This is a genomic window from Lentzea rhizosphaerae, assembly GCF_042649515.1.
In the GTDB taxonomy this organism is placed as follows: domain Bacteria; phylum Actinomycetota; class Actinomycetes; order Mycobacteriales; family Pseudonocardiaceae; genus Lentzea; species Lentzea aerocolonigenes.
In genome coordinates, this window is record NZ_JBHRZI010000019.1 from 25913 (window position 1) to 48763 (window position 22851).

Sequence of the window (22851 nt, forward strand, 5' to 3'; positions counted from 1 at the left end):
CGTCAGAATTCCATCCATGTTCCGTCGGTCTGTCTCGTTCGGTGCCTTGGTGCTGGCGTTGCAGGTGGTCATCGTGCTGGTGACGACCTGCGCGGCAGGTTTTCTGGCGGCCAAACTGCAGAGCGACCGGATCAGGGAGGCCTACAAGGACAGGATGTTGTCCGTCGCGGAAAGCGTGGCGCAGTTACCGACCGTTGTCGAGGCCTTCGATTCCAGTGACCCCGCCGCGACCATTCAGCCGTTGGCCGAACTGATCCGCAAGGCGTCCAGCGTGACGTACGTGGTGGTCACCGATCGCCAGGGCGTCCGCTACGCCCACCCCGATCCGGCACGCATCGGCGAGCGCGTCTCCACCGACCCGAGCGCCGCCCTGTCCGGTGAGGTCTTCGTCGGCACGGAGACGGGCACGCTCGGGACGTCGTTGCGCGCCAAGGTGCCGGTGCGGGCGAAGGACGGACACATCATCGGCATGGCCTCCGTCGGTGTCCTGGAGAGCCAGCTGTCCGACGACCTCGCGGAGGACCTGCCGGAGCTGATCGGCTGGCTGGCCGCCGCGGCACTGGTCGGCGTGCTCGGCGCGGCCCTGGTCACGCAGCACGTCCGGCGCCGCACGTTCCGGCTCGAACCGGCGGAGATCGCGCAGCTGCTGGAGACCAGGGACGCGATGCTGCACGGCATCCGCGAAGGTGTTGTCGCCGTCGACGATCAGGAGAAGCTGGCGCTGGTCAACGACGAGGCGATGCGCCTGCTCGGTCTGGTGGACGACCCGAGCGGACTTCCCGCGGCAGAGGTGCTCGACGACGGCCTGCTGGACCTGGCGCGCGACCACGACGACGTCGCGGACCGGCTCGTCCTCGCGGGAGAACGGGTTCTGGTCGCGAACAGGATGACGGCCAAGACCCACGACCGTGCCGTCGGTGTCGTGCTCACGTTGCGGGACAGGACAGAGCTGCACGACGCCTTGCGCGAGCTGGACGGCCAGCGCACCGTCACCGAGGTGCTGCGCGCGCAGGCCCACGAGTTCTCGAACCACCTGCACGTCATCGGCGGCCTGCTGGACCTCGACCGCGGTGCCGACGCCGTCGCCTACATCGAACGGGTCGGCGGCGCCGGTTCGGTCACCGCGGACATCATCGACGGCGCGAACGCGGATCCCGCGCTGGCGGCGTTGTTGCTGGCGAAATCCTCGACCGCGCACGAACGCGGCGTGGAGCTGAGGCTCGACCCGGACAGTTCGGTGGACATCCGCGCGGGCGACGACGCGTTGACCGTGCTGGGCAACCTGGTCGACAACGCGGTGGACGCGGTGGAGACCGGCGGAACCGTGCGCGTGCTGGTCCGTTCGTCGGCCAGCGGGGTGCGGGTGGTCGTGGACGACGACGGGCCAGGTGTGGCGGAGTCGCAACGCGGCAGGATCTTCGACCTGGGCGTGAGCTCGAAGGACGTCCAGGGCGCACACGGCAGGGGCATAGGACTTGCCCTGGTGTCTAGGGTGGTCACCCGGCGCAGTGGCCGGGTGGCGATCACCGACTCGGAGCTCGGCGGCGCGTCGTTCGAGGTGTGGCTGCCGGAAACGGGGAACCGATGAGCGTGCGGACGCTGGTGGTCGACGACGACTTCGCCGTGGCCGCGATTCACCGCGGGTTCCTGGAGGCGATGCCGGAGTTCGAGGTGGTCGGCGAGGCCCACCGCGGCGGCGAGGCGTTGCGTGCCGTGGAGGCGCTGCGGCCGGACCTGGTGCTGCTGGACATCCACCTGCCGGACATGTCCGGGCTCGAGGTGCTGGCCAGGTTGCGGGCCCGCAACGGTCCGCCGGTCGACGTCATCGCGGTCACGGCCGCGCGCGAACGGGAGACCGTGCGGCAGGCCATGTCCAGGGGCGTCGACAACTACCTGGTGAAGCCGTTCACGCGCACGGCGTTCATCGACCGCATGCGGGAGTACCTCGCCCAGCGCATCGAGGTGCAGCGGCTCGGGCAGGTGCTGGACCAGGACGAGGTCGACCAGCTGATGCACCACCGCCCGCGCCCTCAGGTGGTGCCGAAGGGGCTGTCCGCCGTCACGCTGCGGCTCGTGATCGACGCGTTGCGGGACTGCGACAGCGACCTCTCGGCCCAGGAGGTCGGCGACAAGGCGGGGTTGTCCCGCGTCAGCGCGCGCAGGTACCTGGAGCACCTGGTGACGATCGGCAAGGCGGAGGTGCAGCCGCGCTACGGCATGGCGAACCGGCCGGCGCACGGGTACCGGCTGACCTGAGGCCATGGCCGCGATGCGGGACGCCGGCATGTTCCGCATGTTCGTGCCGCCGTCGCTCGGCGGGCTGGACCTGGACCTGCTCACGTCGTGGACGCACTGGCCAAGGGCGATCCGTCGGCGAGCTGGGTCGTGGTGATCCTGCGCCTGCTCAAGCTCACCCACCGCGCAGGAGCATGGGGCCCTGGACTGACCCCTCCCACGCCACGCATCCACCCCGACCTGTCACACTGAAGCCGGCGGGAAGAACGACCACTTGTCGACCCCTCGGGGCCTGACCTCACACGGCCGCACAGACGGCCACGTCGGCGTTCTTCCCGCCCCAGAACCTCACTCGTTCAGCAGACCCCTAGGTCCACTCCCAGCTGACGCCGATCACGCCGGAGGTCATGCCGGTCGTCGTGACGTGCACGGCGTGGTGGACGTTCAACGGCAGCTCGGTCAGCACGTGCCGGTCGACGTACAGGTCGGCGCGGAAGTACTCGAAAACGCGGCAGGGCAACGCATCCGGGTGGAACCGCACCTCCAGCAGGTAGGTGCCCTCCGGCCGGCGGAAGGCGTGCGCGCAGTCCGTGCGCCTGGCCTCGGGATCGCGGATCTCCGCCTCCCACGCCCACGTCTCACCGGCCTGAAGTTCCTGGCCGAACAGGAGTTCCGCGGCGAGCACCCGTCCGTCGCGGTGGCGCAACACCTTGCCCAGAGCGCAGTTTCGCCGTGGCACGACCTCGACCCGTTCGATCTCGCAGCCCTGCGCACCGTGGTAGCGCACCACCGTCCGGTCGACGCCGTCACGGCGAGCGCGCGCCACCGAGCGGCCCGCGAGCCTGGACGGGCTGCGATCCGGTCCGACGCTCACCACCTGCTCGGACGTGAGCACGTCCATCCGCCACGCCCGCGCGCCGGGCAACGCGTCGAGCAGCTCGGCCATCGGCCCGCTGTACTCGTCGACGCCCTGCCGCGGCCGGAACGGTGGTGGCTGGTGCGAGCACAGCAGTCCTGTCAGCGTCCGTTCCGGCAGACCGAGGATCTCCTCCAGCGCGGCGATGGCCCGCAACGACTTCGGCCGCCGCGGCCACGCACGTCCGTGCTGCCAGTCGCTCAGACTCGCTAGCCCGACCTCGATCCCGCGTTCGGCAAGGCGCGACCGCAGGCGTTCCAGGGGAAGCCCGCGCTCACGGATCGCGTCGCGCAACACGAGGTGGAACGGTCCGGTCATCGCCCGTCCGAACCTACCGGCGCCGCACCCGGTGAGCGATCCGAAATTACGGCGATAGCGGACGTCTCCCGCGCCTGCGAAGACTCGAAGATCCCTGCACCCGTGAGGAGATCTTCAATGCGCAACGCGATCTACGCCGCGCTGCTGGCGCTCGTCTTCGTCACCCCGGCCGCGAACGCCGACGTGACGCCGCTCGTCATCGGCGGCAAGCCGGCGAGCGAGCCCTACCCGTTCGCGGCGTCCCTGCAGTCGCGCGGCGGCGGCCACTTCTGCGGCGGAATCCTGATCCGCCCGCAGTGGGTGCTCACCGCCGCGCACTGCCTCGAAGGCAAGAACCCGTCGGGCGTCCAGGTCCGCGTCGGCTCGACCAACCGCACCACCGGCGGCACCGTCCGCCCCGCCGCCAGGCTGATCCGTCACGACCGCGACGACCAGGGCCTGATCCAGCTCAGCGCCCCGGTGACCCACCAACCCGCCCCGATCGCCGCGGCAGCACCGGCCGGCCTGCCGATCCGCCTGCTCGGCTGGGGCGCCACCAAGGACCCCGGCAACGCTCCAGCGCCAACCGTGTTGCAGGAGCTGGATTCCCGCGTGCTCGCCGACAACGCGCCCGGCTGCCACACCAACGCGGCCACCCTGTGCACCGACAACCCGGACGGCTGGCGCGGTGTCTGCTACGGCGACTCGGGCGGCCCCGCCGTCACGAGGACCGGCACCGGGTGGGCGGCCGTGGGCACCGTGATCGGGCAGATCGGCGGGCGCTGGTGTGCGGACGCCCCGCAGGTCTTCTCCGACGTGCCTGCTCACCGGGCGTGGATCGAGTCCCACACGGGCCAGGTGGCATGATCGAGACATGAGAACTGGGGGCAGGATTCTCGTGTTGCTGGCTGCGCTCGTCGGCCTGGTCGCGTGCGGCGCACGTCCGGAGGCCCTGCCGGTCCCGGATCCGGTCCGCGCGCGACCGCTCTCGCTGACCGCGCCGACCTCGGACGAACCGTCGTGCGACACCGGTCTGCGGTTCAGCGCGGGGTACACCGACGCGGCGATGGGTCTGCGCGTCATGTCCGTCGAGGTCGTCAACTGCGGCACACGGCCGGTCGAGCTCAACGGGTACCCGCAGGTCAAGCTGCTCGACGAGAAGTGGCAGCAGCTGGACACCGAGATCGTTCACGGTTCGGGCGGCATCGCGTCGGTCGAGGGGTTCGACGACCCGCCGCAGCCGGTCACGGTCCAGCCGGGGGAGCGCGCGCAGAGCGCGTTCATGTGGCGGAACACGCACACGTCGATGGACCCGCCGCAGGTCGGCAGCCACGTCGACATCGCGGCCACGCCGGGTGGCACGTGGCAGTCGTTGCTCCCGGCGTCGCAGGAGCGGGGCATCCTCATCGACCTGGGCAGCACCGGGCGGTTGGGGGTGCGGGCGTGGCACCGGTAGCCGTGCGGCGAGCGACGCCGGAGGACGCCCCGGCCGTCGCCAGGATCTGGTATCCCGGCTGGTGTGACGCGCATCTCGGCAACGTGCCGCAGCAGCTCGTCGACGCACGGCCGGAGGCGACGTTCGAGCCACGCGCGTTGGAGCACGTCCAACACACCACCGTCGCGACGGTGGACGGTGAGGTCGCCGGGTTCGTGATGGTGGTCGGTGACGAGGTCGAGCAGGTCTACGTCTCCGCCGGTCACCGCGGTTCCGGTGTAGCGCAGGCGTTGCTGGCCGCCGCCGAGGAGGAGGTGGCGGCGAACGGGCACTCCAGCGCCTGGCTCGCGGTCGTCGCGGGCAACGCGCGGGCACGCCGGTTCTACGAGCGGCAGGGGTGGACCGACGAGGGCCTGTTCGACCACCAGGCACCCCACCCGGACGGTCCGATCCCGGTCCCCGCCCACCGCTACACCAAGGCCGTGCACTCGTGACCAGCGTGTTAATTCTTCCGGTGGTGGGACGTTCTCGTGTTCTCATGACGGCATGTCGACCACCGCACTCCTGAGCTTCACGTTCGTCGCGCTGCTGACCGTGGTGACGCCGGGACTGGAGACCCTGCTGGTGCTGCGAACGGCGCTGCTGGTCGGCCGCCGCGCCGCGATGGGCGTGGTGGTGGGCAGCACGCTGGGGTGCCTGGTGTGGGCGACCGCGGGCCTGGTCGGCCTGACGGCGCTGTTGCAGGCTTCGGAACTGGCGTACAACATCGTGCGCTGGCTGGGCGCCGGGTACCTGATCTACTTGGGCGCCAAGGCGTTGTGGAAGTCGCGGCGTCCGGTCGAACTGGACGAACCCGCGCCCGTGCCGTCGGTGCGCGCGGCCGTCCGAGTCGGACTGCTGACGAACCTGCTCAACCCGAAGCCCGGCGTCTTCTACGTCTCGTTGCTGCCGCAGTTCCTGCCCGTGGGACAGCCCGCGTGGGGCGGTGTGCTCGTGGCGATCCACCTCGGCATCGGCCTGGTGTGGTTCCCGATCCTGATCACGGCGGCGGGCCGGGCCCGTGCTTTCCTGCTGCGCCAACGGGTTCTGTTCGACCGCCTGTCCGCGTCGGCGCTGATCGCGTTCGGGCTGAAAACGGCTGCGGACGCGCGCTGACCCGTGATCTGATGTGCCCATGTCGACCGCCGCACTCCTGAGCTTCACGCTCGTCGCACTGCTCACCGTCCTCACTCCGGGCCTCGACACGGTGATGGTGCTGCGCACGGCGTTGCTGAGCGGCAAGCGTGCCGCGCTGGGCGTCGTTCTCGGGATCACGCTCGGATGTCTGGTCTGGGCGGTGGCGAGCCTCGCCGGCCTGACGGCGCTGTTGCAGGCTTCGGAACTGGCCTACAACGTCGTGCGCTGGCTCGGTGCCGGGTACCTGATCTACTTGGGTGCCAAGGCGTTGTGGAACTCGCGCAAGAGTGTGTCCCTGGAGGACTCACGTCCGGTTCCGGGTGCCGGTGCGTCGTTGCGCGTGGGCCTGATGACGAACCTGCTCAACCCCAAGGTCGGCGTCTTCTACCTGTCGTTGCTGCCGCAGTTCATGCCCGCCGGTCACACCGGCTGGGGTGCGGCCCTCGTCGCCATCCACCTCTGCCTCGGCCTGGTGTGGCTGCCGATCCTGGTCGCGGTGGCCGGTCGCGCCCGTGCTTTCCTGCTGCGGCAACGGGTTCTGCTGGACCGCCTCACCGCGTCCGTGTTCGTGGCGCTGGGCCTGAAACTGGCGTTCGAGGCGCGCTAGGCCTCGCCGGTCGCCGAACGGTGCCACGCCGCGAGCGCCATCCGGTTCGGCAGTCCCAGCTTCACGCGGATGTTGACCACGTGCCGGTCCGCCGTCCGCGGCGAGATGAACAGCCTGGCGCCGATCTGCCTCGACGTGAGCCCCTCGGCGACCAGTCCTGCGATGGTGAACTCCTGCCTGCTCAGCCCGCCCGGCAGCGCGGGCTTGGCCGGACGGCGTTCCGAGAGGGGCACCGGTTCGAGGGCGAACTCCATCGCCTGTTCCTGCCGCAGGTCCGCGCCCAGCGTCGTGATGATCGGGTAGTCGTCGCCGAGCGCGCGGCGGACGGTTCGGTCGGTGCGTTCCAGCAACTTGTGGAACGGGCGCATGGTGCTCAGCGAGATCCGGGTGACCCGTTCCTGCGACCGCAACGCACCGAGCAGCCGTGCCGCGCGGTCGAACGCGCCGAGCTCGGCGCACGCGCAGGCGAGCAACCACAGGCTGAACGCAGGGCCCCACGTGTCGCCGAGCGCCAGCTGGATCCGCAACGCCTCCACCGCGAGCGGATGCACCTGTGCCGGATCGCCGTGCAGCAGCTCGTAGAGGCCCTCGTGCCACAACGCCCAGGCGTGCGACCAGTGCACGTCGTCGTGCTCGGCCAGCCTGGTCGTGGCCTTGTCCGCGGCCTCGGCGTCCAGCAGGAAGCACGTCGCCATCGCGTGCATCAGCTCGGCGAAGTAGGTGTCACCCGGCGACGCGTACTGGCGGCAGAGCTCGACGACGTGGGCGTACAACGGCACGCAGTCCGGGGATCCCTCGACGAAGAAGAGATGCGTGGCTTCGGCGAAGACCAGGTTCAGATCCGTGATCGGTGACCGGGGCAGCGCGCGTGCCTCGGCGATCAGGGCGATCGCGGCTGCCATGTCGCCGCGCGCCTGGGCCACGAACGCGCAGTGCGCCAGCAGCGACGTTCGCAACGGTGCCTCGGTGATCACCTCACGGGCCATTGCCAGCAGGTCCCAGGCCTGGCCGAGCAGACCCGCGACGGACGTGAACCGGGTGCGTTGCACGTTCATCGCCATCGTCGCGCCGGTCTCGGCCAGCTCGGTGGTCTTCAGCGCACACGTGACGGCGGCACGGATGTTCGGCCACTCCTCGCGCACCCGGCCCAGCCACACCACCTCGTCCGGCGAGAACCACGAGCGGGCTGCTTCGTCGACGAACGTGCTGTAGTGCAGCGCGTGTCGTCGCAACGGTTCGTTGGTGTCCACGAGCAGACGAGCACCGAACTCCGAGACGCTGCCCAACATCCGGTAACGGGTGTGTCCGGTGACCGGACTCGTCGCCGCCACCACGATCGACGCGCGCACGAGTGCCGACAACGGTTCCAGCACGTCCGTGCCCGCCACCGCTTCGGCCGCTGCGAGGTCGAAGTCCGCGGGAAGCACCGACAGCGTCGCCCACAGCTGTCGTTCCTCGTCCGTGCAGCGTTCAGCGGTCCAGTCGAGCACCTGCTCGAGCGTCATGTCGTCGGCGAGCGCCTCGTCCGGCCGCGCGGCCACGAGTTCGATCGCCAGAGGTGATCCGCTCACCCGCGGCGTGACGCCCTGGCCCGCCCGTTCCAGGAACAGCTCCGCGGAGTCCTCGTCGCTCATCGGTGGCACCCGCAGCAGGTGCTCGCCGTAGACACCCAGAGGCTCGCGCGACGTCGTGAGGATCCTCAGCCCCTCGCAGTCCCGCACCAGGTGGTGCACGAGATGCCGAACCGCGTCCAGCAGGTGCTCGCAGTGGTCGAGAACGAGCAGCAGGTTCTTGTCGTACAACGACTCCACGAGCCGGCCGAGGCCGGAGTCCTGCGAGTTGTCGATGATGCGCAGCTCGGCCGCGACCGTCCTGGCGAGCAGCGCGGGATCCTTCAGGTCCGCGAGCCGCACCTCACGGACCCCGTGCTGGAAAGCCGAAGTCCGCGCCATCGCACGGCCGATCTCCTCGGCGATGCGCGTCTTCCCGATGCCCCCGGCGCCCACCAGAGTGACCAGCCGGGCTCGGCCGAGGAGCACCTCGGCGTCGGCGAGCACGGCCCGGCGGCCGATGAACGTCGTGGTCTGGGCAGGCAGATCGCCCCGCACGGTCATCGGCGCATCTTCGCTCAGCGACGCTCCCGTGTGACGACGAGCATCACCTCTCCACCCTTTCGGTCTAGTGAGTTCGACCGGCCGTGGCCACGCGTCCACGGGGGCGGATGATCATCTTGGTGGCGAGGCGAAGTCCCTGGCGCGCGTTGAGGTGCGGGAGGTACGCACGGCTCACGGCGTTCGCGATGCGCGGCAGTGCCGCCGAGTCCGGGTACGCCATGAACATCGGCCGGTACTTCGGCTGGAACTTCGCCTTGAACGCGAACAGCGAGCGGAAGCCGTACACCGGTTCCAGCACCTGCCCGGTCAGATCCAGGACGCGCTGCAACGCCCGCGGACGTTCACCGCGGTCCAACCGGGCCAGTGGCGCCCCCGACAGGCTCAGGAACCGCGCGCCCTCGGCCTGGAGCTGTTGCGCCGCGGAGGCGATCAGGAACTCCATCGAGCCGCGGAAACCGTGCGTGCGGCGGCGCATGAAGTCGAGCGTCCACCCGATGACCTCACCGTCGGCGTACACGGGCAGCCAGCTCGTGATGCCGTGCACCGTGCGGTCGCCGTCCACCGCGATCAGGCAGCGCACACCGTCGCCGGTGAGCTCTTCCAGACCTCCCAGCGTGAATCCCATCTCGGGCAGGCCCTTGTCCGCCACCCACTCCGCCGAGATCGACCGGATCTGGTCGGTGATCGCGAACGGCGCGTCGGCGTACGTGCACCACTCGGCGGTGATGCCGGCCTTCGCGGCCTTGTTCAGCGCCGTGCGGACGTCCTGCCACTTCTTGCCCGTGAAGCTCAACGTGTCCAGCTCGATCACGGTGTCCTCGGCGACCTGCACCGCGGACCACCCGAGACCTTCGACCGCCTCCCTCGTCTCGGCCCCCACGCTGTAGAGGCACGGTGTCCACCCGTTGCGCGCGCAGAACTCCGCGAACCCGCGCACGGCCTCGACGCGCGCCGGACCGATCGGATCGCCGACGGTCAGCGCGATCGTCGCCACCACCCGGTACGCGATCGCGGTCTCGCCATCGGGCGTGAACCAGTACTGGTTGCCGCGCCACGTCGTCATGTACGACAACGACGAACCGCCGTAGCGCTGCATCAGTTCGCGCGCGTGCTCCGCCTCCTTCTCGCACGAGGACGGCCACGCACGCCACGACGCCATCAGCAGACCGGCCAGCACGATCAGCCAGAACACCACGCCCGTGTACTCGAACAGCAACGCGCCGAGGAATCCCTCCGCCGAGAACTGCAGCGGTACCAGGCCGAGCAGGTAGCCCGGCGGCAGGAACCGCGTCGGCAGATCCGCGAGCAGCGCGCCGAAACCAGGCTCCGGCGTGAACTGGTCGCGGACCAGGTACCCGCCGAAGACGTACAGCGCCGACAGCAACGCGACGCTGCCGACCGTGAACCGCCAGAACTTCCTGACGGCGTGCCGAGGCAGACGCACGGCGAAGTGGTCGCGCGTCAGCAACAGCACGATCGTGATCGCGAGCGGCACCAGCATCGGGATGCTGAACGAGAACACGACCTCCAGCGCGCCGATCTCCGGGATCTGCGCGGCATCCACGACGTACCACCCGATGAACGAGCCGTACGCCACGTTGCACACCAGCGCCGACCACCACGCGAACCGGCGGCCGCGGCGCAGCCCTTCCGCCAGCACGAGCAGCAGCAACGCGGGCAGCAGCGACATCACGAGCGCGGGGAACCGGCCGTACGACAGCTGGATCATCATCGTCCGGCACAACTCGACCGCGTCCGAGCCGCACACCGCGTCGACGTCGTCCTGCACCGGCTGCGCGACCGCCACGACGTCCGCGAACCACCACAGCGGCCCGTTCGGCGACGGCGACATCATCGCCACCACCGGTCCGAGCGCCGACGCCGCGAGCAGCAACGCCACCAGCACACGCGTCTCCTGGAACGAGCGCGCCTTGTGCGCCGCGCCGCTCTTCAGGAACAACGCCCCGATCACGAGCCCGGCCACGCCACCGGACAGTCGGAGCAGATCTTCCAGCCAACCCGAGTACAGAGTGAGGACCAGCACCGACAAGATCATCATCAGGCGTACGCGACGCGTCCACAGCGGCGGCATCCGGAACGTCAGCGCGAGCGCCAGGCCCACCCCGCCGATCGACGGCCCCGCGGCCACCTCGCCCACGAGCGACTCGAGCCACGACCAGTGCACGTCCCGCCCGATCAGCACCACCCCGAGGCCGAGGAACGAGCCGATCACGTGCGAGGAGAGGAAGATCGCCGCGGTCCGCAGCGCGCCGAACGAGCGCTCGGCCAGCACCCCGAACACCAGCAGCACGACGGTCGTCGCGACGTAGCCCAGCAGGTCCATCGACCACAGCGCCGACGTGAGGACGGTCCACAACGGACTCTCGGTGCCGAACCCGACGCGTGCGAGCAACTCGTCGTTCGTCCCGCCGATCGCGCCGGTCAGCGCCCCGACCGTCCAGAAGACGATCAGGAACGCGCACGTCAGGGGAGCGGTGCGGAAGAGCCGCGCGATCATCTGACCAGCCCTGTTCGCTGCGCGAGCCACGGCAGGGAGCCGTACAGGCCCGGCCGCCACACGTTCCAGTCGTGTCCTCCCGGCAGTTCCTTCCACAGCACGTCCATTCCGGCCTTGCGACAGGCCTCGAACACCTCGGCTCCCGCCGGGCGGTAGACACCGTCGTCCTTGCCGGCCACGATCACGCCCGCGAGCTGCGGGAACCGTTGCTCGGCGAGGATGTCGAGAGGGTTGACGCGGCGGAATGCCGCCTCGTCGCCGCCGAACGCGGCCTTGACCGTCTCGGCGCGCGTCCCGAGCGTGGGCTCGCGCTGGCCGGAGAGGTCGATGAAGTTTCCGTACACGTCAGGCGCGCGCACTGCGAGCTGAAGAGAGCACGTGCCGCCCTGTGAGAGTCCTGCGACCGTCCACGCCTCACGGCGTTCGTCGACCGTGAGCCGTTCCTTGATCCACTTGGGTACGTCGCGGGTCAGGTAGGTCTCCGACTGGCCCAGCTTCGAGTCGAGGCACAGCGGGTTCGCGGTGAGGGAGCCGAGCGAGTCCGGCATCACGACGATCGGCGCGAGACCGTTGTGGGCGTGCGCGAACTCGTCCATGTTGTCGGAGATCCGGCCGGCGTCGTACCAGTCGCGGGGTGACCCCGGCTGACCTGCCAGCAGGACCAGCACCGGCAGTCGCGGGCGTGGTTTCACGGCGTAGGCGGGCGGCAGGTAGACCCAGGCCGGACGGCCCTTGAGCGCGCCGGGGATCTCGGTCTCGGACAGCGTGCCCTTCTCCGGCAGGTCCGCCGGACTCCAGACCTCGGCCAGCTTCTTGCCGGGAGGCACCACGAGCTCCTCCGCGACCGGGACGCTGTCCGGCAGGTCGACGCTCGGGTTGTTGAACACCTCGAGCACGGCCCGTGACGTCGGATACAGCCCGTAGTAAGCGTTCGTGGCCGTCAGCGCACCGGAGATGACGGCGACGGCCGCGACCACGGTCAGCACGCGCCCGTACCAGCGCGACGGGCGCAGCCGTGCCACGCCCAGACTGACGGCCACCAGTGCCGCGCCCAGCCACACCATCAGGATGATCGGCATCGGCTCGGGCCACGGTTTCCACACGTGGTTGATGACCAGCGTCAGCCCGGTGACGGCGAGCGCGCACGCCAGCACGACGATCGGCAGCACGCGGACCCACCAGGTCCGGTTCTTCCGGATCGCGAGACATGTCAGTGCGAGAGCGGCCGCGACGGTGGCGGCCTTCGGGATCGGTCCGTTTATCAGCGACAGATCCAACGGGCTGAGCATGCCTCTGATTCTTCAGGAACCCTTCAGCATCGTGCATCGGAGGTTCGTCTTAGTTCAGAGGCGTGAACATCAGCCTAAAGGTTGACAACCGCTCAGCCGGACGGGGCGTCGCGCCACGCGTTCGTCAGCACCCGCAGCGCGTCGGGGTGCTCGGCGATCTCCGCAGCACGGGACAAATCGGACTCGGCCATCCCCAACTCGCGCAGTGATGTTGCCACGCCGAACCGCACGGCCGTGTCGTGAATGCGTTGAGCGAGGTCGGACGGTGCTGTGTGGGAGAGCAACGCCGTGTGTGTGGCGGCATGCGGCAATCCGAACGTACCGCCCAAAACGTGTGCGAGTTTGTGGTGCAGTCCCATGGGGACGGAGGCGAGGCAGGTTCCGGCGAGCCACGCCGAGTACAACAACTCCGTCCGCGCATCCACAGTGGACGGATTTCCGCTCAAAGCGTGCAAAACGCCCTCGATCGCCTTCGTTGCGATGGCGTCGATCAACGGGTTCTCGTTGCCTCTCGCAGTGACGGCGTGCGCCAGGGCGTTGAACGCGCTCGTCACCGTGACGTCGAGCGGCAGGTCCAGCGTCAGGTCGACGTCGTAGATCACCGTGTCGGGCTGGATCGCGGCGTCGCGCCGGGTCTTCTTCAGTCCCCCGGAGGTCTCGCCGAGCACCGGCGTGACCTCGGACCCGGCGTAAGTCGTGGGGATGATGATCTGCGGCACACCGGCGCGCACCGAGAGCGCCTTCGACAGCCCCGTGCTCGATCCGCCGCCGACCGACACCACGCAGTCCGCGCCGTGTTCGTGCAACAACGCGAGCGCGCGCTCTGTGACCTCGACCGGCGTGTGCATCGCGGCGCCCGTGAACCGTGTCGTGAGCAGGGAACCGAGTTCGGCCGCCACCTTGTCGCCGCCGTGCCGGGCGATCAGCAGAACCCGCGTCGCGCCGAGCCGTTCGGCCTCGTCGCGCACGGAGGCAGCGGTGCCGCGGCCGAAGACGACGCGTGTGCGCGCGGGTTCGAAGGTGAAGCTCACGAAGGTCGACTATTCGCCGCGATGTGTTGTCCCCGCAACCTGGTGAGGATCAATCCTTTTGGCTCTGACGGGTGACTTCGTCACTCCTTAGCGTGAAACTTCATGAAGCGTGTTCGTGTTGTAGTGGCGTTAGCAGGGGCCCTGACCCTGACGCCAATCCCTGCCACAGCGGCGACACCGGCGTTCACCCTGTCCGGCGGCGTGTCCGCCCCGATCCACTCGATGGCCGACGCGGTCCGCGAGACCGTCTACGTCGACTCCGGCCTCGACCTCGACGGCGATGGCACCCGTGACCGGGTGGCCGCCGACGTCATCAGGCCGTCCACGACCGGGCGCGTGCCCGTGATCATGGAGGCCAGTCCCTACTACCAGAGCACGGGACGCGGCAACGAGAGCGAGGTCAAGACCTACGACTCCGCCGGTGTGCCGGTGAAGTTCCCGCTCTTCTACGACAACTACTTCGTGCCGCGCGGCTACGCCGTCGTGCTCGTCGACTTCCTCGGCACGAACCGGTCGCGCGGCTGCGTCGACGTCGGCGGCCAGTCGGAGATCGCGTCCGGCACCGCCGTGATCGACTGGCTCAACGGCCGGCGCACCGGTTACACGACCCTGACCGGGAGCGCGACCAAGACGGCGTCGTGGTCGACTGGAGCCGTCGGCATGATCGGCAAGTCGTGGGACGGCTCGATCGCGAACGGCGTGGCCTCCACCGGCATCGACGGCCTCAAGACGATCGTGCCGATCGCGGGCATCAGCCGTTGGTACGACTGGTTCCGCTCGGACGGCGTCGCCTACCCCAGCTACAGCTCGCCGACCGGTCTGGGTTCGCAGTTCGAGAACTCCAACGCGCGCTCCCGGTGTGGTGCGGTGCGCACGCAGATGACGAACGGTTCTCCCGCCAATGGTGACTACACGGCGATGTGGCAGGCACGTGACTTCGTGCGCAACGCCTCGCGCGTGAAGGCGTCGATCTTCGCGATCCACGGCCTGAACGACCTCAACGTGAAGACGTTGCAGTTCGGCCAGTTCTGGGACGCCGTGCCCGCGACGGTGCCGAAGAAGCTGTGGTTCTCGCAGACCGCGCACGTCGACCCGTTCGACTTCCGGCGCGCCGAGTGGGTCTCCACGCTGCACCGCTGGTTCGACCGCTGGCTGTTGAACGTGCCGAACGGCATCGAGAACGAGGCGCAGGTGTCCTCGGAGCGCGGGCCGGACCAGTGGACGGACGACGCGACGTGGCCACCGGCGGGCACCGTCAGCACCGTGTTGCGTCCTTCTTCTTCGGGACTGGGCACGGCACCTGGCACAGGCACCGCCGCATTCACCGACAACGGCAGTGCGACGCCATCCAGCTGGATCTCCGGCTCGAACACCGGCCGGGTGATCTACTCGACGGCACCGCTGACGTCGGAACTGCGCGTCGCGGGCACGTCGTCGATCACGGTCGGAGTGTCGTCGTCTACGCCGACCGCGCACCTCACGGCGTATCTCGTCGACTACGGCCCTGCTCGCGTGCGGACCGGTGAGGGCATCCGGACGCTGACCGCGGAGTCGTGCTGGGGCGAGAGCCGCACGGGCGATGACGCCTGTTACCGCAACACCGAAGCGACGGCGGGCAACGTCGACGCGCAGGTCATCGCGCGCGGCTGGGCGGACCTCGCGAACTACGAGTCGGTCTCGGTCACGCGCACGATCACGCCAGGAACCAAGTACCGCATGACGTTCCGACTGTCCACAACGGACCACGTGATCCCGGCGGGGCACCGGCTGGGCCTGCTGATCGGCGGCACGGACTCGAGCGCGATCGTGCGGCCGAGCCAGCTGCCGAGGCTGACCGTCGACCTGGCGGACACGTCGGTGCGGATCCCGTTGCGCGGCTCGGTGCCGTCCGCGTCGGCCGCTCCGCTGGTCGCCAACAGCGTTTCCGCTGGTACGAAGGGCGAGTTGGGCTAGCGGTCCAGACTGTCGGTGCTGCTCGCTAGCATCGGCCCCATGGGTTCAACCGACGGTGCCGTTCTCGGAGACGCGCTGCAAGTCCTGCAGCGCGTCTTCGGGTATCCCGAGTTCCGCGGCGACCAGGCCGCCATCGTGGAGCACGTGGTCGCGGGTGGCGACGCGCTCGTGCTGATGCCGACCGGTGGTGGCAAGTCCCTGTGCTACCAGGTCCCCGCCCTGGTCCGGTCCGGCACCGGCGTGGTGGTCTCACCACTCATCGCGCTGATGCAGGACCAGGTGGACGCGTTGCGCGCTCTTGGTGTGCGCGCGGGCTTCCTGAACTCGTCGCTGTCCTGGGACGAACGCCGGATGGTCGAGGCGGAGTTCGTCAACGGCGAGCTCGACCTGCTCTACCTGGCGCCGGAGCGCCTGACGTCCGAGGCGACCCTGCGCCTGCTGGACCAGGGTGAGATCGCCCTGTTCGCGATCGACGAGGCGCACTGCGTCTCCCAGTGGGGCCACGACTTCCGGCCCGACTACCTCTCGCTGACGCAGCTGCATGAGCGCTGGCCGAAGGTCCCGCGCATCGCGCTGACGGCCACCGCGACGGAGGCGACTCGCCAGGAGATCCTGACGCGGCTCGACCTGTCCGACGGCCGCCAGTTCGTCTCGAGCTTCGACCGCCCGAACATCCAGTACCGCATCGTTCCCAAGAAGGAACCCAAGAAGCAGCTCCTCGACCTGCTGCGCGGCGAGCACCAGGGCGACGCCGGCATCGTGTACTGCTTGTCCCGCGCGTCCGTGGAGAAGACCGCCGAGTTCCTGGTGGCCAACGGCATCGAGGCGCTGCCGTACCACGCGGGGCTGGACGCGTCGGTGCGCCAGCGCAACCAGGCCCGGTTCCTGCGCGAGGACGGCCTGGTCATGGTCGCCACGATCGCGTTCGGCATGGGCATCGACAAGCCGGACGTCCGCTTCGTCGCCCACCTCGACCTGCCGAAGTCAGTCGAGGGCTACTACCAGGAGACGGGCCGGGCGGGCCGCGACGGCCTCCCGTCCACCGCCTGGCTCGCGTACGGCCTGTCCGACGTGGTGCAGCAGCGCAAGATGATCGAGTCGTCGGAAGGCGACCTGGCCTTCCGCCGCCGCTCGCAGACGCACCTCGACGCGATGCTCGCCCTCTGCGAGACGATCTCGTGCCGCCGCACCATGCTGCTCGACTACTTCGGCCAGACCGGCGTGCCCTGCAACAACTGCGACACCTGCCTGACGCCGCCCGAGTCGTGGGACGGCACGGTCGCCGCCCAGAAGATCCTGTCCACGGTCTGGCGCCTGCGCAAGGAACGCAACCAGAAGTTCGGCGCGGGCCAGGTGATCGACATCCTGCTCGGCCGCAAGACCGCCAAGGTCATCCAGTTCGACCACGACCAGCTCAGCACGTTCGGCATCGGCGAAGACCTGAACGAGAGCGAGTGGCGCGGCGTGGTCCGCCAGCTCCTGGCCCAGGGCTTCCTGGCGGTGGAGGGCGAGTACTCGACCCTGGTCCTCACCGAGAGCAGCGCGGACGTCCTGGCCCGCAAGCGCGAAGTGAAGCTGCGCAAGGACCCGACCCCCACCCGCTCGACCACGCGCACGGCCACCGCCTCAGCCGCCAAGGCAAAGGTGGATCTCCCAGCCGAAGCCGCCCCGCTGTTCGAGGTCCTGCGCGAATGGCGCGGCCAGCAGGCCCGCGAACAGAGCGTTCCGGCCTACGTGATCTTCCACGACGCCACCCTGAAAGCCATCGCCGCCTCCCGCCCCACCTCGCTGACCGAACTGGGCGCCGTGAGCGGCGTGGGCCAGGCCAAACTGGCCAAGTACGGCGCCCAGATCCTGGAAGTGGTGTCCGGCGGCACCCCCACCTCGACCACCACACCGTCCGGCCCGGTACCGCCACCGACCACACCCGCCACGCCCAAACCCAAGCCGAAGACCACGAGCACGGGCGGCGCGGCGTGGGGGTCGAGCGGCGAAGCTGCAGACGAGTGGCCAGAGCCGGAGGAGCCGGACGAGCCACTGGACTGGTGACGTCGGCACATCGCCGGCCGCAGCCACAGGGGCACCCCGACCCGGCCTCGCCCGTCGCGGTGTGGGCCGTGCGGCGATGCGGGCGGGTGACGCCGTATCTGTGCAGTTCAGGCACGAATACGGTGGCGACCGGAGGAGCCGCCGGACTGGTGACGGCGGCGAACCCCGCCCGCCGGGCACGATGCCAGGGGGCTGTCCAACTCCGGCTCGACCGGTGCCGCACGGGGTCGAGTGGCGCGGCAGACGCGTGGCCGGAACCAGAGGAGCCAGTCGAGCCGCAGCACTGTTGAAAGCCGCGAACCCGGCTCCGCATCCGTTCTGCAACGCGCCGAGCCTCGGACTCCTCCGTCGACCCGAGCCGCTCACCAACGCCAGGGGACACGTCGTGCTGATGTGGCTGCCGAGCCTCGACGAAGCCCACACCCGGCCACTTCAGAACCCCGGAATCCGCCGAACGCCGCCCCACTCGGACTCACGAATCACTCGCCGCCCGAGCAACGTCCCCTCAGGTCACCTTCTCGATCTGCGCTCGCTTGATCACGTTCTTCCCCGACTCACCGACCAGCTCGAACGCCGCGCTGTTCAGCACCACGCAGCCCGACCCGACCCCGATGATCCGCACGGTGGTCTGCCGTCCGTTGTCGAGGTTGGTCACCCGCACTGAGGTCCCGACCGGAAGCTGCGACGAGAACGCGCCGGCCGCTCCACCCACCGCCGACAGCCCGACCGTCGCGCCGTCGCACACGACCTGACCGACAACACCGGTGGCCCGGGCCCGGGACGTCGAGGATCGGGCGGGTGTGGGGGTCGGCGCATTTCCCACGATCTCCACGCGGACGCGCCGGAGAACGTTTTCCGTCACTGCCCGTCCCGAATTCGTCGACTGCAGCGAATCGAAAGCGGCGGTGTTCAGCACGGCACAGCCGGGGGAAACTCCGTTCACCACGGCGGTGATCGCTCGTCCGTTGGCGAGATTAGTGATCCGCAACTGGGTTCCGGCCGGGAACTGGTCCGAGAACACACCGGCGGGCCCGGTGGAACTGATCGAGCTCAGTGGCTGCCCCGAGCACACCTCCTTGCCCGTGACCCCCGTCTGCGTTGCAGGGGAACCGGATCCGGCAAGGGCGAAGGCCGTGCCCCCGACGGCAGCGGCGACCGAGACCACCCCGGCGGCCGCGATCCAGCCCTTCGACCAGCGCATGCGCAACACCCGACCCTTCTGTCAGGCCGTACGGCCCGCAGAAGGAGAAGGTTCAACGACGCGTGGCGCGAACCAGCGTGGTTGGGTCACACGACGCCAGGTGATCGCGCAGGGCCACGTGTGCGAAGCGGTACTCGCCGTCGACTCGGGTGAGCAGCAGCCGGTCCTGGGCGAGGTGCAGCAAAGCCTTGCGGCGGAACGACAACTCGCCCAGCGACAGCGGACGGGTGACGCCCTCGGCAGCGACCTCGGCGAGTGCGTCGAACGGCCAGACGTAGTCGCGGGCTGCGGTTGGCGTCACCATGAGTCCCAGTGCCACGCCCAGCGCGGTGCCCCAAGATCCTGGTGCGCCGAGCCCGCTCAGCGCACCGACCAGTCCGAGGACCGGTACGGCGGGCTGGATCCACCACGCACGTCCGATCCGCATGCGCTGTTGTTGCGCCGTTCGCACCGTGCGCCACACACGTCCCACGGCAGCGGCGAACACACCGCCCGCCACGCCTGCGGAGAAACCCATTCCCATGCCGGCCACCACGACGTACGGGCCAGTCCAAATCATTGAGACGCCGGGCATGGCGGCGATCATCACCGCCCACGGCACGGGCGCATCACCCGGTACGAAGCCCAACGCCAAAAAGAATGACGCCACCACCACGAAAACGTACGCGACGAAGTACGGCCACGGCGTTCCAATGCCGCCCAGCCACAAACCGGCGAGCCCGACCATGAATCCGGCCAGCACACCCGCCAGGAATGCGAGTGCGGCGGTGATGATGCCGTGCGCGCGTCCAGGCGGGTGGAAGACGTGCGGAAGTTTGTTCACCAGAACCAGCAACGACGAAGCCGCCACCACGAACGCCAACGCCGGCCACAGCCCGAGTCGCAGCCCCGTCAGGAACGCCACCGCACACACTCCACCGGCGTATGCGGCGGGCACCGCGCGCACGAACAGCAACCACAACGGACGCGTGGGCAGCAGCGGTAGCCACGCCCGGCGGTGAGGCATGTGCACGGGTGCACCGAGGTCCGGCCTGCCCAACCGTGCGAGGAACTTCAACGCGCGGATCGTGGGGCCCGCGGCGCGTTGACCGGAAAGCCGTTCCACGACGAAGGAACCCACGAAGTCGGTGCCGATCGTGTCGACCTGCTTGTCCAGGTGCGTCAGCGCCAGCAGGTTCAGCGCCAGCGGCGAGTCCAGCCGTTCCCAGATCTCCGGGGTCAGGGCTGCTTCCAGGCTGTCGAGACGAGGGCTGACCGACGCGATGTACTCCAGCACCTGACCGCGTGACAACGGCTCGACGAACACCGACGGCAGGTTCTCGATCGGGGCGGTCGAGCAGACGACCGAGGCGAACGGCGCCAGTTCGGACTCGCAGTGGGCGCGGTCGACGCGCGGCACCTCGTCCAGGCCGTCGATGAGCACGGCCACCCGCTCGCGTCGCAGCCAGATCGTGCCCGCCGAGCGGCTGATGCCGTAGCGGCGGTTCATCTCGCGCAACAGCCACGCCGTGAACTCGGTGGGCTTGCGCGTGCCGTACGCCCGCCACGTCGCCAAGTCCACGACAACGGGAATAGGTGCCTCCGGGTCGTTGCGCGCGCGCTCGACCAACACGAGGCAGAGCTCTCGCAGCAACGTCGAACGTCCGCTTCCCACGGGACCGACCAGCACCATGGTGTGGCCGAGCCGGTCGTAGACGGCCTCCAGGTCCGTGGAGGACATCGCCTCACCCTCTGCCCGCACGGACAGCCGCGGCTGGCGCAGGACGCCGAGCTTGATCTGCGTCTGCGCGGCCAGCGACGCGGCGAGCAACGCCTTCACCTGCGACTCGACCCGCTCGAGAGCGGCGGTCCGGTTGCTGGTCTCGTGGCCTCGGACACGTTCCCAGATCGCGAGTCCCGCAGCGATGAGCACCATCACACCGACTGCGGGCCAGAGCCACCTGCCGAACGTCCCGAAGAACTCCGGCACGGTCCCGCCGGTGCTCACACTGATGGCGGCCGGGAGCAGTAAAACGACGGTGACCAGGCACAACGCGGCCAGTGCGGTCAGCCGTGCAGCTCTTGTCACCCCGCTCGGATCCACCTTCACCTCCGCGATCCCGGCGAACGACGGTAACCGGGTCGCCGGGATCGCGGAAGTGACTCAGAGGCGCTGCCAGAGGGAAGCCGCGTTCGGTGGCTCCCAGGTCGCGATCGACGTGTGCGCCTGCAGGCACTGGTAGCCCACTCCGGCGTAACTCACACGCGAACCAACCGCATAAGCAGACCCAGATGCCCACGCTGGGTAGGTGCCGCCGCCTGGAGGTTCAGTCGTTGTGGTGGTTCCGCAGGCTCCGAACACCTCGAACTCCCAGAACGAGAATCCGTACACGGTAGCTCGCTGCGTGCCGTTGAACCTCACGTAGCGCGCGGAACCGGAAACACCGATGTCCTCCACACCGCCCGAGCCGGTCAGCGTGGAATAGGCCTCACGCCACGAACTGCCGTTGTCGGACAGCTGGATCGAGTACGCCCGCCCGTACGCGGCCTCCCAGGTGATCCGCACCCGCGACAGGGCGCGCGAGGAACCGAGGTCGACCTGCCACCAGTGCGGTTCGCTGTGCGCCGACGACCAGCGCGTCGCCGCCGAACCGTCCACCGCGAACGCCGCCGCCTGGTTCCCGCTCTCCACACTGGACGCCGACGTAGGCCTGTTCTGCGACAGCAGCGGCCCGCACGTGGGCGGAGGAGTGGTGGTGGTCGTGGGGCCGCCGCCGGACCCCCGAGTCCACACACCCACGTAGTCGACGACCATCGGCACGCCCGGCACGATCCCGGGACCCGGCGTGCGCGTGCCGGAGTAGTTGTCGGGGAACTCGCCGCCGATCGCGACGTTCAGGATGATGAAGTACCCGGCGTGACCGGTCATCTGGTTCCACGTGTCCGCGGGCAGCTGGTTCTGGTTCACCTGGTGGAACAGCTCGCCGTCCACGTACCACCGCAGCTGCTGCGGTGAGGCCGAGGCGTCCCACTCGAACCGGTACGTGTGGAAGCCGGCCTGGCAGGATGCACCGGGACACGGCCGGTTGTTCGCGATGCCGTTCTTCTCGTTGCACGGCCCGCCGGGCGAGACACCGCAGTGCAGCACGCCCCACACGCGGTTGACGCCGTTGACGTTCTCCATGATGTCGAACTCGCCGACACCGGGCCAGTTCCACCAGTTCCCGCGGTACGGCGAGCCCAGCGCCCAGAACGCGGGCCAGTACCCCAGCGCCGCCGCGCCGGAGACGTTCGGCATCTGGATCCGCGCTTCCATCCGCAGGACGCCGCCGTTGGGCGCCTTGAAGTTCTGCGCGTTCGTCTCGATGCGCGCCGACGTCCAGTTGCCGGCCCCGTCACGGCGTGGCGTGATGCGCAGGTTTCCGCCGCCGTCGAGCGAGACGTTCGCGGGGTTGTTCGTGTGCGCGGCGATCTCGCCGGTGCCCCAGTTCGCGGGTCCGCCGGGATAGCCGTGCCCGAGTGAGAAACGCCAGTTCCCGCTGTTGGGCAACGAGTTCGCCGGTCCGGTGAAGTCGTCGCCGAACACCTGCGTCCACCCGGCAGGGGGAGGTGGAAGCGCGGCGTTGGTCTGCTGGGCGACAGCGACCAGCGCGCTCGCGGTGAGCACGCCGGCCGCTGCCAGTGCGATGGATGTTCGTTGTCGAGTGAGCCTCATTGCCAACCCTCCGAACGAGCGCGTGAGAGCGCTCCCACGGATGATGGTGGCAGGTGTGTCAACGGTGAGGAGGCATCACTTCTCGCGGTACCGGTTTCGTACGATCACTGCTGCTGACCGCCGAAATTCCGGAGGCCTTCCTTGAGCTTGTCCTCGCCCTTGTCGATGTGCTCGCTGTGCTTGCCGCCGGTCTTCTCGTCGGCGAACTGCCCAGCGCGCTCGACACCCTGGTCGACCTTGTCGCCGTGCTGGCCGATCAGGTCCTTGGCCTTGTCCTTCAGTTCATCGAAGCCCATGACTGCATCACCTCCCGATGCAGTTCGGGTACCCGGTCTG

At 69.3% G+C, this 22851-nt stretch carries 19 protein-coding genes; 10 read left to right on the plus strand and 9 right to left on the minus strand.

The window, feature by feature from the left end; all coding sequences use genetic code 11:
- Positions 1–16: 16 nt before the first annotated feature.
- Genes ACFOWZ_RS24125 through ACFOWZ_RS24135 form a run of 3 tightly spaced genes read left to right on the plus strand, consistent with a single transcriptional unit; the run spans position 17 to position 2392 of the window.
- On the plus strand, positions 17–1588 hold the full coding sequence (locus tag ACFOWZ_RS24125) for an ATP-binding protein (RefSeq protein ID WP_382376100.1): 1572 nt from the start codon (positions 17–19) through the stop codon (positions 1586–1588).
- Positions 1585–2256 (plus strand): response regulator, encoded by a 672-nt coding sequence (locus ACFOWZ_RS24130; RefSeq protein ID WP_382376102.1) that lies wholly within the window; start codon positions 1585–1587, stop codon positions 2254–2256. The genes ACFOWZ_RS24125 and ACFOWZ_RS24130 overlap by 4 nt, the downstream gene beginning before the upstream one ends.
- Positions 2257–2260: 4 nt before the next feature.
- Entirely contained in the window at positions 2261–2392 is a 132-nt protein-coding gene (locus tag ACFOWZ_RS24135) for a hypothetical protein (protein ID WP_382376104.1), read from the plus strand.
- A gap of 210 nt (positions 2393–2602) precedes the next feature.
- Here ACFOWZ_RS24135 and ACFOWZ_RS24140 read toward each other — a convergent pair whose 3' ends face one another.
- Positions 2603–3469, minus strand: coding sequence for a hypothetical protein (locus tag ACFOWZ_RS24140; protein ID WP_382376106.1), 867 nt, complete (start codon positions 3467–3469; stop codon positions 2603–2605).
- A gap of 117 nt (positions 3470–3586) precedes the next feature.
- Between ACFOWZ_RS24140 and ACFOWZ_RS24145 the strand changes: the two genes are divergently transcribed.
- Genes ACFOWZ_RS24145 through ACFOWZ_RS24165 form a run of 5 tightly spaced genes read left to right on the plus strand, consistent with a single transcriptional unit; the run spans position 3587 to position 6666 of the window.
- Positions 3587–4315 carry a S1 family peptidase gene (locus tag ACFOWZ_RS24145; protein ID WP_382376108.1) on the plus strand — a complete coding sequence of 243 codons (729 nt, stop codon included), beginning with the start codon at positions 3587–3589 and terminating at the stop codon, positions 4313–4315.
- Positions 4316–4322: 7 nt separating this feature from the next.
- Positions 4323–4904, plus strand: coding sequence for a DUF4232 domain-containing protein (locus ACFOWZ_RS24150; protein WP_382376110.1), 582 nt, complete (start codon positions 4323–4325; stop codon positions 4902–4904).
- On the plus strand, positions 4892–5377 hold the full coding sequence (locus ACFOWZ_RS24155; protein WP_382376112.1) for a GNAT family N-acetyltransferase: 486 nt from the start codon (positions 4892–4894) through the stop codon (positions 5375–5377). Before ACFOWZ_RS24150 ends, ACFOWZ_RS24155 begins: the two co-directional genes overlap by 13 nt.
- A gap of 52 nt (positions 5378–5429) precedes the next feature.
- Entirely contained in the window at positions 5430–6038 is a 609-nt protein-coding gene (locus tag ACFOWZ_RS24160; protein WP_382376114.1) for a LysE family translocator, read from the plus strand.
- A 19-nt stretch (positions 6039–6057) separates the two neighbouring features.
- Complete coding sequence (locus tag ACFOWZ_RS24165; protein WP_382376116.1) at positions 6058–6666, plus strand: LysE family translocator; 609 nt, start codon at positions 6058–6060, stop codon at positions 6664–6666.
- Here ACFOWZ_RS24165 and ACFOWZ_RS24170 read toward each other — a convergent pair.
- The 4 genes from ACFOWZ_RS24170 to ACFOWZ_RS24185 all read right to left on the minus strand — a co-directional run bounded on the left by ACFOWZ_RS24170 (position 6663) and on the right by ACFOWZ_RS24185 (position 13618).
- Entirely contained in the window at positions 6663–8780 is a 2118-nt protein-coding gene (locus ACFOWZ_RS24170) for an ATP-binding protein (RefSeq protein WP_382376118.1), read from the minus strand. The genes ACFOWZ_RS24165 and ACFOWZ_RS24170 overlap by 4 nt on opposite strands.
- A gap of 64 nt (positions 8781–8844) precedes the next feature.
- Complete coding sequence (locus ACFOWZ_RS24175; RefSeq protein ID WP_382376120.1) at positions 8845–11298, minus strand: rhomboid family intramembrane serine protease; 2454 nt, start codon at positions 11296–11298, stop codon at positions 8845–8847.
- Positions 11295–12587 (minus strand): alpha/beta hydrolase, encoded by a 1293-nt coding sequence (locus ACFOWZ_RS24180; RefSeq protein ID WP_382376122.1) that lies wholly within the window; start codon positions 12585–12587, stop codon positions 11295–11297. The genes ACFOWZ_RS24175 and ACFOWZ_RS24180 overlap by 4 nt, the downstream gene beginning before the upstream one ends.
- 92 nt (positions 12588–12679) lie before the next feature.
- Positions 12680–13618: a maleylacetate reductase gene (locus tag ACFOWZ_RS24185; RefSeq protein ID WP_382376124.1), complete on the minus strand. Its 939-nt coding sequence runs from the start codon at positions 13616–13618 to the stop codon at positions 12680–12682.
- Between the two features lie 102 nt (positions 13619–13720).
- Here ACFOWZ_RS24185 and ACFOWZ_RS24190 point away from each other — a divergent pair, with 102 nt between their 5' ends.
- Entirely contained in the window at positions 13721–15571 is a 1851-nt protein-coding gene (locus tag ACFOWZ_RS24190; protein ID WP_382376126.1) for a Xaa-Pro dipeptidyl-peptidase, read from the plus strand.
- 39 nt (positions 15572–15610) lie between these two features.
- Positions 15611–17620 (plus strand): DNA helicase RecQ, encoded by a 2010-nt coding sequence (gene recQ / locus ACFOWZ_RS24195; RefSeq protein ID WP_382376128.1) that lies wholly within the window; start codon positions 15611–15613, stop codon positions 17618–17620.
- A gap of 505 nt (positions 17621–18125) precedes the next feature.
- Here recQ and ACFOWZ_RS24200 read toward each other — a convergent pair.
- The 4 genes from ACFOWZ_RS24200 to ACFOWZ_RS24215 form a co-directional block, all read right to left on the minus strand.
- Positions 18126–18821 carry a hypothetical protein gene (locus ACFOWZ_RS24200; protein WP_382376130.1) on the minus strand — a complete coding sequence of 232 codons (696 nt, stop codon included), beginning with the start codon at positions 18819–18821 and terminating at the stop codon, positions 18126–18128.
- 52 nt (positions 18822–18873) lie between these two features.
- Positions 18874–20889, minus strand: coding sequence for an NACHT domain-containing protein (locus tag ACFOWZ_RS24205; RefSeq protein WP_382376132.1), 2016 nt, complete (start codon positions 20887–20889; stop codon positions 18874–18876).
- Positions 20890–20964: 75 nt separating this feature from the next.
- Positions 20965–22515 (minus strand): discoidin domain-containing protein, encoded by a 1551-nt coding sequence (locus tag ACFOWZ_RS24210; protein ID WP_382376134.1) that lies wholly within the window; start codon positions 22513–22515, stop codon positions 20965–20967.
- A 104-nt stretch (positions 22516–22619) separates the two neighbouring features.
- The gene (locus ACFOWZ_RS24215) at positions 22620–22811 is read right to left on the minus strand and encodes an antitoxin (protein ID WP_030466628.1); all 192 of its coding nucleotides are present in this window, start codon (positions 22809–22811) and stop codon (positions 22620–22622) included.
- Positions 22812–22851: the final 40 nt, after the last annotated feature.